The organism is Leptolyngbya sp. FACHB-60 (assembly GCF_014695775.1).
Classification (GTDB): domain Bacteria; phylum Cyanobacteriota; class Cyanobacteriia; order Phormidesmidales; family Phormidesmidaceae; genus Nodosilinea.
On sequence record NZ_JACJOX010000017.1, the window covers coordinates 283,469 to 297,030 of the forward strand.

The following is a 13,562-nucleotide window of genomic DNA, read 5'->3' on the forward strand; positions in this document are numbered from 1 at the left end:
ATCCACCCATCTACTCACCTTCTCCCCACCCCTCCCCAAACCGCGATATACTCCTTCGAGCCATCCCCACTAAGGACATCACCCATGGTCGCTGTCGCCATTCTTGCCGCCGGGCGCGGCACCCGCATGAAATCGAGCCTGCCCAAGGTGCTGCACTCGGTGGGGGGCAAATCAATGGTCGAGCGCGTGCTGGATGGGCTAGCCGACCTTAACCCCAGCCACACCATCATCGTCGTCGGCTTTGGCCAAGACCAGGTAAAAGCGGCCCTCGCCCACATCCCCGGTCTCACCTTCGTGGAACAAACTGAACAGCTCGGCACCGGCCACGCCGTGCAGCAAGTGATCCCTCACCTGGAGGGGTTTGATGGCGATCTGCTGGTACTCAACGGTGATGTGCCGCTGCTGCGGTCCGAAACTATTCAAACCCTGGTCAAAACCCACCAAGACCAGGGCAACGCCGCCACCCTGCTCACGGCCCAGTTTACCGACCCGACGGGTTACGGGCGGGTATTTTGCACCGAGCAAAACCTGATTACTGAAATTGTCGAGCACCGCGACTGTAGCCCCGCCCAGCGCCAAAACCCCCGCATTAATGCCGGAGTCTACTGCTTTAACTGGGCCCAGCTGATGACGGTATTGCCCCACCTCAGCGCCGACAACGACCAGCAGGAGTACTACCTCACCGACGTGGTCAAAGACCTGACCCCAGCCATGGCGGTGGATGTGGAAGACCGCCAGGAGATTTTTGGCATCAACAGCCGCAAGCAGCTAGCCGAGGCCTACGCCATTCTGCAAGACCGTATTAAAGACCACTGGATGGCGGAGGGAGTCACCCTGATCGACCCCAACAGCACCACCATCGACACCACCGTACAGCTCGAACCCGACGTAATCATCGAGCCCCAGACCCATCTGCGGGGCAAAACCGTAGTGGGCACCGGCAGTCGCATCGGTCCCGGCAGCCTAATTGAAAATAGCCAGATTGGGGCCAACGCCACTGTGGCCTTTTCGGTGGTCAGCGACAGCAGCGTAGGCAGCGGCGCGCGGGTTGGCCCCTATGCCCACCTACGGGGCGAGGCGGTAGTGGGCGATGGCTGCCGCATCGGTAACTTTGTGGAAATTAAGAAATCGACCTTAGGAACGGGTACCAATGTGGCCCACCTGTCATACCTGGGAGACGCTACCTTGGGCAACAAAGTGAATGTGGGAGCAGGGACGATCACGGCAAACTACGACGGCTATAAAAAGCACCCAACCGTGATTGGCGATCGCACCAAAACCGGCAGCAACAGTGTCCTCGTTGCCCCCGTCACCATTGGCAGCGACGTCACCATTGCCGCCGGTTCAGTGGTGCGCAAAGATGCCCCCGATAACTGCCTCGTTGTCTCCCGCGCTCCGCAAAAAAATCACGAAGGGTGGCAGCCAAAGCATCTGCGGGAAGAGAAGACAGAAGAGTAGATGGGTTTGGGGTGCAAGGTGCAGGTATAAGGATGAAGGTTAGGCCCTGCACCCTACACCTTATACCCTGTACCCATTGCCTTTCCCGCAAACAACCCCTAAACCCCAGCGGATTCCAGCAACGGCACCATGTCGGCCCAGGCTAGTCCTCGGTGCAGGTATTGGGGGGCAGCAGGGTTGTAGGGGCCAACCATGATGTCAATAACCCTGATATCGGCGTTTTTGGGCAGTACGGGCACCTCGGGGTCGGCTGCGGTGGGATGCATCAATGAGCTAGAGAAGCCGCGAAAAATCAGCACTTCGTCAGCTTCGCCGTCAACAACGGCTTGCACAAGCAGCACAAGCTGAGGGTGCCTGAGGGTAAATTGCTCTAACCGAAAACCGGGAATCATGGCGGGTTAGTTGATCGCTTGACGACCCTGCTTGCCCAGGCGCACAAACACAAACCAGGCCAAAGAGGCCATGTAGATGACCAGTCCCAAAATGCCAAAAAACCCTAGAAAGCCGTTGGTATAACCAGCGTGAAAATATTCTTTGTAGAGCAAGGGCGGCTCTAGCCAAATTTGGCAATCGGCCGCACCAAAGCGAGCATTGGAGAACGCACAAGGCAAAAAGCCAAGCAAAATTGCCCCGCCAATAATGTTGTAAAGGGTAATGGCCCAGCGCCAGGCACTAAAGAGAAGCTTGAGCAGCGAGTCGGGCTGCTCGCGAATTTCTTCGTTGAGGTCTATCCAAAACCAGAGCCCCACTGGGATCAGGATACGCGCCATCAGCCCTGATAAAAAGCTGATATTAAAGCCGCCGATCATTAGATAGACGGTGATCATCAGCAGGCTGGCCACCTTCCAGTAGATGGTGAGCAGGCGCTGAATGGATTCGTTTTTTTGCACAAAGGCCCAAATCAGCAGCACCAGAGGCAAAAACACGGTGAATAAAACCGCCAATCGATAGTCCGTCCAGACTAGGGCGCGCAGCAGCGAGGATTCTAACATAGGGGCGCAGTAGCGATACAGTCCATCAAGCTAGCCGCCATCTTGGAGTAGGCAAAGGCTACACCGCGGGCGCTAAGACAGGCCGTTTGGCCTAGCCCTGCCGAGGGCAAGCACAGCACTAGCTGGTTCAGCGATGTGCCAAACCAGCCTATAGAGTAACATTTGCCCTACCCCCTTTCTGGCGAGAGCAAAACTCATTCCTAGCGCTGTGTCGAGGAAACGTCAGCCTCAGGTGCAGGGCGTTTCATCCACATCCAGAGGTTAATCAGCCCTGCGGTTAGGCCCAGCAAGGCCATTGCGATCGCCCAGGAGATTTCCCCTTGCAGCTGACGGTCGACAAGGCTACCAAGGACGACCCCCCCCAGGGGAAGTACCACAAGTGACAGCGAAACCCGAGCCAGAAAAGCAGGCATGCTGCTATCTTGAGCCCTCACCGATAGGTTGGAGGGGTCGGGCTGACGGGCGTTATATTTCATGGTTGGACAAAGCCAAATTGGACACTATCTCCAGGTGCGATTGCCGTCTTCGTCGATGCGGGCCTGGCGAATAACGTCAGAGATTTCCTCTGCGTCTTTAATGTGGTGCAGCGCTTTCTGGCCTTCCTCGGGATCATCAACGACGAAGTAGGTGGGTACTACGATGCGATCGCCAGTAATGTCGGCCGTATCGACCGCTACCTGCTTAGATTTTTCTTCAAGGGTCTTTTCACCATCGACGTAGTCGCCTGGGTTGAGCACCAGGTCATCTTCTCTCATAGCCCTCTTCATTTCTGCCCGCTGCTCTGGGGTAACTTCTTCAGGACTGAGGGGCTGGCTAATTGGCTTACGCTCTTCGGAATTCTGATTATCCATGGAGTCTACCTCTTTGAGTAGCATTTGCATGAGCCTAGGCTAAGGCTTTTGAGGCATTGACCACATCGCTCAAAGGGGGCAGGTTTAAATCTCTCGTTGTAGCTATTTTGGCGCTGGGGCCAGGGTGCTGATCGCTCCGTTTTCACCGGCTCTAGCGGGTTCTGGCACGCGCAGCATTAGCAGCGCCGCTAGCCCCAGTAAGATGCCCCCCAGAGCCAGAGCCCAAAGGCGGTTGTCTTGCAGCATGGTCTTCATCACCCAGCCAAATCCCAAAGACATGGCGATCTGAGGCAGGGTAATAAAGCCATTAAAAATGCCCATGTAAACGCCGCTCTGGCCCTCCGCCAGGTCATCCATCAGCAGCGAGTAGGGAATGGCCAAGATGCTGGCCCAGGCGATGCCCAGCCCAACCATTGAGAGCAGCACCGGGTAGCGGCTGTGCACCAGCAGCAGCGACAGCAGCCCCACAGAGCCCGCCATCAAGCAGCAGGCATGCACCGTCACCCGACCCCAGCGCTGGCTCAGGGAGGGAATCGCCCAGGAGACGCCCAGACAGACCAGGTTATAGAAGGCTATGCAAAGACCAGCCCATTCCACTCTATGGGTGTAGCTGGCCAGGGAGCGATCGGGGGTGGCCAAAACATTGAGGGCGATCGCATTGGGCAAGTACAAAAAAATGCAGTAGATGCCAGCCCAGCTTAGAGCTTGCACCATCGCTAGCTGCCGCATTATGGGGGGCAGAGCCGTTATCGCCTGAGCGATCGCCTCTAGCATTGGCAGCCGTGCTTCGTCAGCCAGGCTCACCTGGGCTGGTTCATCCACGGCCCAAAAGGTGGCTAGACTACCTACTAAACAGACAGCTGCCCCCACCCAGTAGGCCCCCCGAATCACATCTGGAATACCCAGGTGGGAGACTGGCTCTAGGCGAAACACATGCTCTAAGATCCAGGGCAGACCCGCTGCACAGATGGTGCCAAGGCCAATGCAAAACCCCTGGAGTGCGTAGCCCAGGGTGCGATGGGCCGGAGACAGCAAGTCGCCCACAAAGGGGCGACTGGGGGCAACGCTGACGTTGAGGGCTAGCTGCAACAGCCAGTACAGCACTACTGCTTGAATCAAACTGGTGGCCATGGGCATCGCCACTAACATCGCTGCCCCAATTACGGCACCGCCCAGGAAGTAGGGCTGCCGCTTGCCCCAACGGCTGACGGTGCGATCGCTGAGTTCGCCGACAATGGGTTGGGCTATCAGCCCCATCAGCGGTGCCCCCAGCCACAGCATAGGCAGCTGGCTAGCCTCGGCCCCCAAGCTCTCAAAAACGGCGCTGGCGTGGGCAGTTTGCAGACCATTGCCAATCTGCACTCCCCAAAAGCCTAAATTCATCGTGATCAGCAGACGTAGACTTGGGGGCTCAAGATCCATAGCGATCGCGTGGGAGTAGAGGTTAAAACTCGTCTTATCCTGCTGGGGGTGTAGCACCGGCCACATCTTTCACAAGACGCATTTCGAATAGGGCAAGACCCAGCTATAGCCCTATGCCAGCCACCGAACCACCATCGACTCGGTAGTTGGCTCCCACCACGAAGCTCGATTGCTGAGAGCAGAGAAAGGCAATTACTGCCGCCACCTCTTCAGCCTTGCCCCGGCGCTTCAGCTCTAGGTGGGGCCGCTCTTCATCGAGAAAGGTTGCGATCGCATGATCAACAGTAGTGCTCATCTTTTCAGCCCGCTGCTCCATCATGGCATCAGTCATTGGCGTGGCAATAAAGGCCGGAGCCACCGAGTTCACCAGCACACCATCTTGGGCGTAGGCCTTAGACAGGTTCTTGGCAAAGTTCAACACCCCCGCCTTAGAGGCACAGTAGGGCATTTCATCGACGTAGGGCTGCACTGCATCTTCAGAAGCCACCAACACCACTCGACCCCAACCCGCCTCTCGCATCGCTGGAATAAACGTGCGGCAGGCGCGCACAGCGCCCGTTAAGTTGATGTCGAGCGCTTGCTGCCAATCATCATCGCCAATCTCTAAAAAGTCGCCCGTCGCCCCGGTAATGCCCGCGCAGTTAACTAAAATATCGACCTGGCCAAACCGGCTCAGGACTTCTTTGTGGGCAGCTTCGATATCGGCCAAGCTGCGTAGATCGGCCTGCACCGCCAAGGCTTCGCCGATCGCGCTCACCTCATCTACCGCGTTTTGAAGCTGTGTTGTGGTCTTGTCAACTAAGGCAACTTTTACCCCTTCATTGGCCAATAGCTTAGCGGTAGCGCGGCCGATACCAGAATCTCCACCAGTGATAACGGCGACCTTATCTTTGATGCCGAGTTCCATCAATATCTCCTTGACTTCTATATTAACTTTAATAAACTTTACAATTTTTAATCTTGAAGACCCATCTGCCTATCAACAGAGTTCAGACCAGAAGACAGCCCGTACCGAAAGTTTGTTGTAACGGCTTTTTCTACGCAGAAAAATGCCGAGATTTCCTTAAACTCTGCTTTTAATTGCACATTCAGCCTAACCATCCCCATTTTCAATAGGGGGTAAGGAGATCAACAGATGATTAAAGTAACAATAGATATTTTTCTAAACAGATTTTAGACAAAGAGGCCCAATATCCTAGTTTTGCAGTTTGCCTTTTCCACTCCAGTGCAAATGAGCTGAAAAATTTCAAAAGATTACTCAACGTAGGTTATGCAAACAAAAAAAGGAGAGCAGTTTTAGTGCTCTCCCTCTAATGGCTTACAGCAAATCGTTAGCCGATATTAATCGATCACTTTTTTGACCTGATCTTTAATATCTTCTTTAGCGTGTCCAGCTTTGGCTTCGCCCTGCTTGGCCTTGCCTTCCATTTCGTCGGAGGTGTTGCCGGTTACTTTACCAGCTGCTTCTTGCGCTTTACCTTGAATATTTTTGCCGGTGGCTTCAGCTCTATCTTGAATGCTCATGTGTTAATCCTTAAATTCTTCAATTTTTCACCCTTACAGTTTAAGAAAAGGGCTGGTAGGCACCATCCGTCAAGAGGCACACTTTGCTCAGACAACACAGTATCGCGATGCCATTGAAAGAATGCTGCGCTCTAGCCCGATAGAGTGAGCTAGCTGACCGAGGCTAGAGGCTTTGTTGCTCAGTTGCCGAGATTTAGAGTTTTTGCAGTGCCAGACGGATCTGGGGTGATCGCTCCTCCCAATGGCTAGCCTATTATCGGCCGTACTTCAGATTCAGACAGGGTTAGGCTCACATATTATCCCCCCAAAGAATTAGGCAGTGGGATAGATGCTTTATTTGGATTAATAGAGTTTGATGTAAGCCTAGAGGCTGTATCGGTTGTCCTGAGGTATCTAGAGTTGCGACTCAGACTACTCAGATTTTTTCATTTTTAAGTCTATTTTTCGTGTGTTTTAGCCTGGCACTGCTCTATCGGTTTTATATCCCGCAGAGCTAAAAGCGATCGCCCAAGCTAACTCTCACACAGAGCCTTCTAGTCTTTGGCAGATCAAACTGCATTCTCAGTATCTCTACTAACAGTTACTAGAAACGGGTAGACCAAGCGGCATCGAGACAGTTGCAATTTTCAAAGGAACAGTACCGTGATTGAGCACATTGGATTAAACCTATTAAGTGGCCCTCTGGCCCAGATAGTCTCTCCAGAAGTTACCACCCCTGAAGAGGCTTCCCTGATTTTTTCTGGCCCCCAATTTTTTATCGCCCTACTTTCGGGCGTAATTTTGGCCTTTGGCTTCCATCTTTTGCTAACCAACCTGTCGGTCGCCGCTGGCCTCACCTACATCGGCCATTCTTCATCGAGTAGTAGCAGCAGCAGCTCTAGTAGCGGTGACAAAAAAATTGCCACCAAATTTGGCATTTGGACCATGATCACGGTCAGTTTGGCCCTTTTTTGTGCCTGCTTTTTAGCCGTCAAGCTCAGTCTTTACACCAGTGCACTGCTTGGGGCGATCACCGGTTTGGTGGTATGGGGCACCTACTTTTGCCTGCTATTTTGGGTCAGCTCAACCACCGTTGGGTCACTGATCGGGTCTGTGGTAAAAACTGCCACCTCTAGCTTTCAGTCACTGTTAGGGGCAGCTACTGGGGCTGTAGGGGCCAAGATGGCCAGCAACCAGGTGGTTGAGACCGCCGAAGCCACAGCCGCCGCCGTGCGCCGTGAGCTTACCGCCGGCTGGAGCGGCAAAGACATTAAAGACACGCTGCGCGATTACGTTAGCTCCCTCGCGTCCCCAGCACTAGATATTGCAGGGTTAGAAGCTGAGTTTGAGCGCCTAATTCACGAGTCTGACCTGACCTCGCTGGCCGATCGCGATACCCTAGCCCAGCTCAATCGCGACAGCTTTGAGAAGCTGGTTAGCAGCCGCACTGACCTATCGCGCAAAGAGGCTAGCCGCATCGCCGATCGCCTCTACGGTACCTGGAGCAAGGCCCTGGGCAAAGCTTCTGGCGGCGACAGCCTGGGTGAACTGGTCAACTATCTTAAGTCGGCCCACCCAGAAGAATTGCTCGCCGACTCGCTGGGCAGCCGCCTAGACGAGTTTCTTGACGAACTGCGCCAGCAGCGTAAGGGCAAAGAGGCCAAGACTAACCCGCTCAACCAGGGGCTGAGCACCTTAATGGGTGTCGTGATGGGTCGAGCCGACCTCTCTGACCTGGACGTGGAGAAAATCACCGAGCGCTTCAAGCAGCTCAAAGACGGTGTCACCACCCAGGTTGACACGCTCAGCAGCCAGGTAAGCGGCGGCGATCGCTATAGCGTTGTTAGAGCCGACGTTGAGACCTATCTGCTCAACGCCTATCCCTGGCAGCTCAATACCCAGCGCATGCAGAAAGAGTTTTGGGATGTCATCTACGACCCCTTTGCCGACCCTGGTCTGATGCGCCAGGAGCTAATGAACCTGGACCAGTCGTTCTTTGCCGAGCTTTTGGCCTCGCGGGGGCTGCTGACCCAGAGCGAAATTGCCACCGTTTCGCGCCAGCTCGAAGTCGTGCGCACCCAAGCCTTGGGCGAAGTTTCTGAGCGCTACCGCCTCGAAGCCGCTAAGGATGTGCAGGCCAAGGTTTACACATTCCTGCGCCAAACCCCGCGCGAAGAGCTGCTGTCTGATATGGGCACCCGCGCCTTCAGCAGCCTGCTAGAGGATCCTTACGCCGATGCTGACGACCTGCAAGAGCGTTTCGCCCCCTTTGGCTACGACGCCTTTGTCCAGACCCTGAGCACTCGTGGCGATATGAGTGAGGCAGAAACACAGGCCGTTGCTAGCCGTCTAGAAGGGGTAATGAACACCACGCGGTCCGATGCCGCTGGGTTACAATCTTCGGCCAAAGCTCGGGTTGAGAACCAGTGGATGGGGTTACAGCACTACCTGCAAAACACCAATAAATCTGAGCTTAACCCCGAGGGCATCAAGGCCGACATTGCTACCCTGCTCCACGAGCCCGATGCTGGTGTGCATCGCCTGCGTCAGCGCATGGCCCAGTTCGATCGCGACACCCTGGTACAGTTGCTCAACCAACGCCAAGATCTCTCCGAAGCTGAGATCAACCGCACCCTCGACCAGGTTGAGTCGACCTGGTATAAGACGGTCAACGCGCCTGGCGCTCTGACGGCCCAAGCCAAGGCCAAGTACGACGAAGCCACCAGCGCCATCGAGCGCTATCTGCTCGAAACCGGTAAGCCCGAACTCAACCCCGAGGGCATTAAGCGCGACCTAGAGCTGTTGGTGAACAACCCTCAGGCGGGGATCGGGGCCATGCGCGATCGCCTATCGTCCATGGATCGCGATACCCTGGTGCAGTTGCTTAGCCAGCGCGAGGACCTCAGCGAGGCAGAAGCCAACCGCATTATCGACGATGTGCTGGGCAACATTCGCGATATTCTGCACATGCCCCAGCGGCTGGCGCGCCGAGCCCAAGCCCAGGTTGTCTCCTTTGAGACCGCTCTGGAAGACTATCTGCGCAACACCGATAAAGCAGCGCTGAATCCTGACGGCATCAAGCGCGACCTCAAGCTGCTGCTTAACGATCCCCGCCTAGGGGCCGAGCGTCTGCAAGCGCGCCTGTCGAAAATCGATCGTGACACTGTTGTGGCTCTACTAGCCCAGCGCCCTGACATGACCCAGGCCGAAGCCGAAGCCGCCGTCGATCAGGTGCTATCGGTGCGCGATCAAGTTGTGACTCAGATCCGCAATGTGCAGAATCGCATTGCGTCGGTGGTGCGCGGCATTCTGTCACGAATTCGCTCTTACCTCGACTCTCTGGGTCGCCCCGAGCTTGATTACAACGGCATCCGCCGCGACTTGCAGCAGCTCATGGATGACCCCCAAGCAGGCTTCGACTCTCTCAAGGTGCGCCTTGGTCAAGTCGATCGCGGCACCCTGGTAGCCCTGATGAGTTCCCATGACGCGATCTCAGAGACCGATGCCAACCGCATCATCGACCAGATCGAAGATGTCCGCAGCGGTGCTCTAAGCAAAGCCGAACAGCTCGAACATGCGGTCCAGAACCGTCTGAGCGAGATCAAGCACCAGGCTTACCAGCAGGTGGAAGACACCCGCAAAACCGCCGCTGCCGCCTCCTGGTGGATCTTTGCTACCGCTACGATCTCAGCCATCTTTGCTGCTATCGGCGGTGGTTGGGCAGCCGGGACCTAGACTCAGAGCACCGACAGATAGGGGCGATCGCGTTAGTAGCGCGATCGCCCTTTTTATTGCCTGCTCATAATTCAAGCCAGCCAACCATGGTTGACGAGGTCTAATGCTAAAGAGATACAGCGTTCTTTAAGCTAAGCAGGTGCATAGATCGTCCGAAGCCCTTTGCCCCTTAGGGTTAGACGTTGCCTCACGTAGCAAAGAAAAGCTGTAGACAGAGTGGAGATAGCCCAATATCTTGTCTTGGAGAGCGATCGCAGCAGCAGCAGAATTACTAAGACAATTTGGAATGTCAGATTAAAGCCTATTGCAGATGTTCCATGAGTTAAAACCCTCCGAAGCCGAAGCCCTTTGATTAGCCGACTTTTAGGGACAAAGTATTCTAAAGCTCTACTCATTAGAACGTAGCCTTTCTTCGCCACATACAACTACCTTGCTTAATGCAGCAATATCAATACCCAAAAAACGAGGCCCTAGTTGCGACTAGGGCCTCGTTTGACGTGGTTTATACTCTCTCAACTCAGCCTAAATGATCGTGTCATCAGGGATAACGGCCGATCGCAAAACGACAACAATACCGCTGCGAATGTAAAATCCTTCGTCTTCGCGATCGGCCTCCTCAATGCGGTCTTTATTGAGGATTTTTACGTTGCAACCGATGCGGGCATTCTTATCGACAATGGCCTTATGAATGGTCGTGTTGGCACCAATGCCGAGGGGAACTCTGGCCGTATCACAACTACCGCGGCGCTCAAAGTTGTCTTGGTAATAATCAGCTCCCATAATCAGGCTGTCTTGAATGGTACAGCCCGACTCAATGCGAGATCGAATGCCAATAATCGAATTAGTGATGCGGCACTCCTTGAGAATGCAGCCCTCGCTAATCATCGACTCAGTAATATCACACTTCAGGTGTTTAGTAGGTGGCAGATAGCGGGCGCGGGTATAGATAGGGGCAGCCTCATCGTAAAAGCTAAACAGCGGGTTAGGCTGCTTGACCAGAGCTAAATTGGCGTTAAAGAACGACTCAATTGTACCAATATCTTCCCAATAATCGTTAAAGAGGTAGGCCTGCACATTATGGTCTTTAGCAGAATCTGGAATAATCTCTTTACCAAAATCAGGTGATTCAGGCTGCTTTTTGAGCAGATCGATCAATACCTCTCGTTTAAACAGATAAATGCCCATAGAGGCAATATAGGGCTTTTCTTTAGCCTCTTCTGGGGAAAGGCCTAGGGTGGTAGTATCGACCTGCATCTGCTTGAGGGCATCACCCTTGGGCTTTTCGCTAAAGTTGATGATGCGGCCCGAATCGTCAATTTTCATTAACCCAAAGCTGGAGGCACGAGCGTCATCAACCGGCAGCACCGACAGGGTAATGTCAGCATTGGTGCGCCGATGATGCTTGACAAAATCGCTGTAGTCCATGCGATACAGGTGGTCACCCGACAAGATTAAATACTCGTCTACATCCATATCTTCGAAGCGCGGCAGGTACTGTCGCACGGCATCGGCAGTACCTTGGAACCAGTCTAAATTTTCGGGGGTTTGCTGGGCTGCCAGTACTTCTACAAAGCCTTGCTGAAAGCCTGAAAAACTATAGGCTCGGGAAATGTGGGCATTTAGTGAAGCCGAGTTAAACTGCGTGAGAACGTAGATTTTTGAAATGCCTGAGTTGATGCAGTTGCTAATGGGAATATCGATCAGGCGATGTTTTCCACCTAGGGGCACCGCCGGCTTGGCCCGAGTCTTGGTTAGGGGATAAAGACGGGTTCCAGCACCACCGCCCAGCACAATACCTAATACTTTATTCACAACATCTCCTTAATCACGCTCGATCGCCACGACAACCAATTACCCAACTCACCCAGCAAAGGGCGATCGCCACTTGGCAGCTTTTCCCAGGGTGTAGTATTACCTCATTTAGGGCATACACCTAAGGGTAGAGTTGTCTAAGGCGAGACACCTACTTTTTGTAAATAAAAAAATCTGTCAACCGTTTTCCAGCTTCCTTTACGGTTTTTTAACCCTATCTGTAGGGTTGGCGGAGATATTCTTTAAGACATCTTAATAGAGACATACCGCATCTATCTCTTTAGGTGTTTTAGTTTGTGTCTCTGTGTAGATGGTCTTATCCCGATGACGTCATAAATTGGGGACAAGATTTATCAGCCCGAGAGATTTATCAGTCTAAGAGTTGTCCCACTGAGAGGTAAAGAGTTTCCATGTCTTACACCAACGAACCCGGTGCTTACCGAGAAGAGTCCGTCGCCTACGGCACCAATCCCAGCCAGCGCGTTGCAGACGTAGCCCCCGTTGCCGTCACTGGCTACCATGACTTGGTACGCTGGGGTCCAATTTTTGCTGGACTGGTGGTTGCGATCGCATCCCAGCTCGTGCTTACTGCCTTGGGTGCGGCCGTGGGCCTCACAAACATAGCCGGCTCAGATGCTGCCCAAAGTAACGCTGGCGACGTTGGTACTGCCGTGGGCATTTGGTCAATTATCAGCCTACTGATCGCTCTGTTTTTAGGCGGCTACGTCACCTCCCGCGCCTGCGGCCCCATGAACCGCAAAACCGCCTTGCTCAACGGTGCTATTTTGTGGGCAACCACCCTGGCCGTTAGCGCCTGGTTGCTTTCCAGTGGTGTGGCCGGTGCCTTTGGCCTAGCAGCCCAGGGGGCCGATGCCGTCATTAATCAGGTGCCGTCCATCGATGCCCTGCCCGACGCTGCTCAAAACCCCAATGTTACCCAAGAGCAAGCCCAAAACATTGCTGGCAATGCTGCTAAGGTAGGTTGGTCATTTGCTTTAGGGTCTCTGCTGGGCCTAGTGGCTGCCCTCGCTGGTGCTGCTACCGGTGCTCGTAGCCCCCGCGCCGTTGGCGCTGCTCCTCGCTAACGCCGACGGTTTTTTGTAAACACAGCAGACAGTAAAAAGGTAGGCTTATGCCTACCTTTTTTGTGCCTTCGATCTGTGCCTCAAGTTCGAGGTGAGTAAAATAGCTTATCAACTAGACTAGCCATATTCACATACTTTATTTAATCCTTTGCTGTGTGCACCCCTTCTGATTTTCGTATTCTGGTCGTCGACGACATAGAAGACAATTTGTTTTTATTAAGAACTGTTTTAGAAACAGAAGGCTACGAAGTCGAGACTGCTGGCAATGGTGGCTCGGCCCTAGCTAAGGTTGAAAATGCACCCCCTGATCTGATTTTGATGGATGTGATGATGCCCGATATGAATGGCTATGAAGTCACCCAAAAAATCCGCCAGAATCCGGCTCTGCCGGTGATGCCAATTTTAATTGTCACAGCTTATGACACTCTTCAAACGTGCAAGGGTCTAGCGTTAGAACCCAGCAACTTTATTCGTAAGCCAATCGAGTTTGATCAGTTGCTCACTAAAGTCGCGGCCTTGCTTGAGGCCAATCATCACCATTAAAGGCTCTCTAATTAGCCCAAAAGGCATGCGTGGGGCTGAACGCTGCTGTAGGCTTTTCTTCAGTCACGGTGAATCAGCCCTATTGCTAATCATTAGCAACTAGTCGCAAAATAGCCCCAATCTTGGCGTTGCTGAATCGAGGAATAAACCGGCAAAACTCT

The 13,562-nt window shown here is 53.7% G+C and carries 12 protein-coding genes; 4 read left to right on the top strand and 8 right to left on the bottom strand.

Translation table 11 applies throughout. The features are described 5' to 3' along the window. Nucleotides 1-84 precede the first annotated feature (84 nt). On the top strand, nt 85-1,458 hold the full coding sequence (glmU, locus tag H6F57_RS06115; protein WP_190627597.1) for a bifunctional UDP-N-acetylglucosamine diphosphorylase/glucosamine-1-phosphate N-acetyltransferase GlmU: 1,374 nt from the start codon (nt 85-87) through the stop codon (nt 1,456-1,458). A 98-nt stretch (nt 1,459-1,556) separates the two neighbouring features. On the opposite strand, the gene H6F57_RS06120 is transcribed toward glmU, so the two are convergent. The 7 genes from H6F57_RS06120 to H6F57_RS06150 all read right to left on the bottom strand — a co-directional run bounded on the left by H6F57_RS06120 (nt 1,557) and on the right by H6F57_RS06150 (nt 6,247). Next, nucleotides 1,557-1,850 (bottom strand): hypothetical protein, encoded by a 294-nt coding sequence (locus H6F57_RS06120; RefSeq protein WP_190627595.1) that lies wholly within the window; start codon nt 1,848-1,850, stop codon nt 1,557-1,559. Between the two features lie 6 nt (nt 1,851-1,856). Continuing rightward, the gene (locus H6F57_RS06125; protein ID WP_190627592.1) at nt 1,857-2,450 is read right to left on the bottom strand and encodes a DUF3177 family protein; all 594 of its coding nucleotides are present in this window, start codon (nt 2,448-2,450) and stop codon (nt 1,857-1,859) included. 200 nt (nt 2,451-2,650) lie between these two features. Next, nucleotides 2,651-2,926 carry an AtpZ/AtpI family protein gene (locus H6F57_RS06130; RefSeq protein ID WP_190627591.1) on the bottom strand — a complete coding sequence of 92 codons (276 nt, stop codon included), beginning with the start codon at nt 2,924-2,926 and terminating at the stop codon, nt 2,651-2,653. A gap of 24 nt (nt 2,927-2,950) precedes the next feature. After that, on the bottom strand, nt 2,951-3,301 hold the full coding sequence (locus H6F57_RS06135; protein WP_190627581.1) for a hypothetical protein: 351 nt from the start codon (nt 3,299-3,301) through the stop codon (nt 2,951-2,953). Nucleotides 3,302-3,403: 102 nt separating this feature from the next. After that, a complete protein-coding gene (locus H6F57_RS06140) occupies nt 3,404-4,789 on the bottom strand; it encodes an MFS transporter (protein WP_190794987.1) in 1,386 nt (461 codons plus the stop codon). 37 nt (nt 4,790-4,826) lie between these two features. Beyond that, nucleotides 4,827-5,630 carry an SDR family NAD(P)-dependent oxidoreductase gene (locus H6F57_RS06145; protein WP_190627577.1) on the bottom strand — a complete coding sequence of 268 codons (804 nt, stop codon included), beginning with the start codon at nt 5,628-5,630 and terminating at the stop codon, nt 4,827-4,829. Between the two features lie 434 nt (nt 5,631-6,064). Beyond that, nucleotides 6,065-6,247: a CsbD family protein gene (locus H6F57_RS06150; RefSeq protein ID WP_190627575.1), complete on the bottom strand. Its 183-nt coding sequence runs from the start codon at nt 6,245-6,247 to the stop codon at nt 6,065-6,067. A 642-nt stretch (nt 6,248-6,889) separates the two neighbouring features. Between H6F57_RS06150 and H6F57_RS06155 the strand changes: the two genes are divergently transcribed. Next, a complete protein-coding gene (locus tag H6F57_RS06155) occupies nt 6,890-9,961 on the top strand; it encodes an MFS transporter (protein ID WP_190627573.1) in 3,072 nt (1,023 codons plus the stop codon). Nucleotides 9,962-10,483: 522 nt separating this feature from the next. On the opposite strand, the gene H6F57_RS06160 is transcribed toward H6F57_RS06155, so the two are convergent. Further along, nucleotides 10,484-11,773, bottom strand: coding sequence for a glucose-1-phosphate adenylyltransferase (locus H6F57_RS06160; protein ID WP_190627570.1), 1,290 nt, complete (start codon nt 11,771-11,773; stop codon nt 10,484-10,486). 410 nt (nt 11,774-12,183) lie between these two features. Here H6F57_RS06160 and H6F57_RS06165 point away from each other — a divergent pair, with 410 nt between their 5' ends. Together H6F57_RS06165 and H6F57_RS06170 are read left to right on the top strand one after the other, a co-directional pair. Next, the gene (locus tag H6F57_RS06165; protein ID WP_190627568.1) at nt 12,184-12,858 is read left to right on the top strand and encodes a hypothetical protein; all 675 of its coding nucleotides are present in this window, start codon (nt 12,184-12,186) and stop codon (nt 12,856-12,858) included. A 153-nt stretch (nt 12,859-13,011) separates the two neighbouring features. Then, nucleotides 13,012-13,401 (top strand): response regulator, encoded by a 390-nt coding sequence (locus H6F57_RS06170; protein ID WP_190627566.1) that lies wholly within the window; start codon nt 13,012-13,014, stop codon nt 13,399-13,401. Nucleotides 13,402-13,562 lie beyond the last annotated feature (161 nt).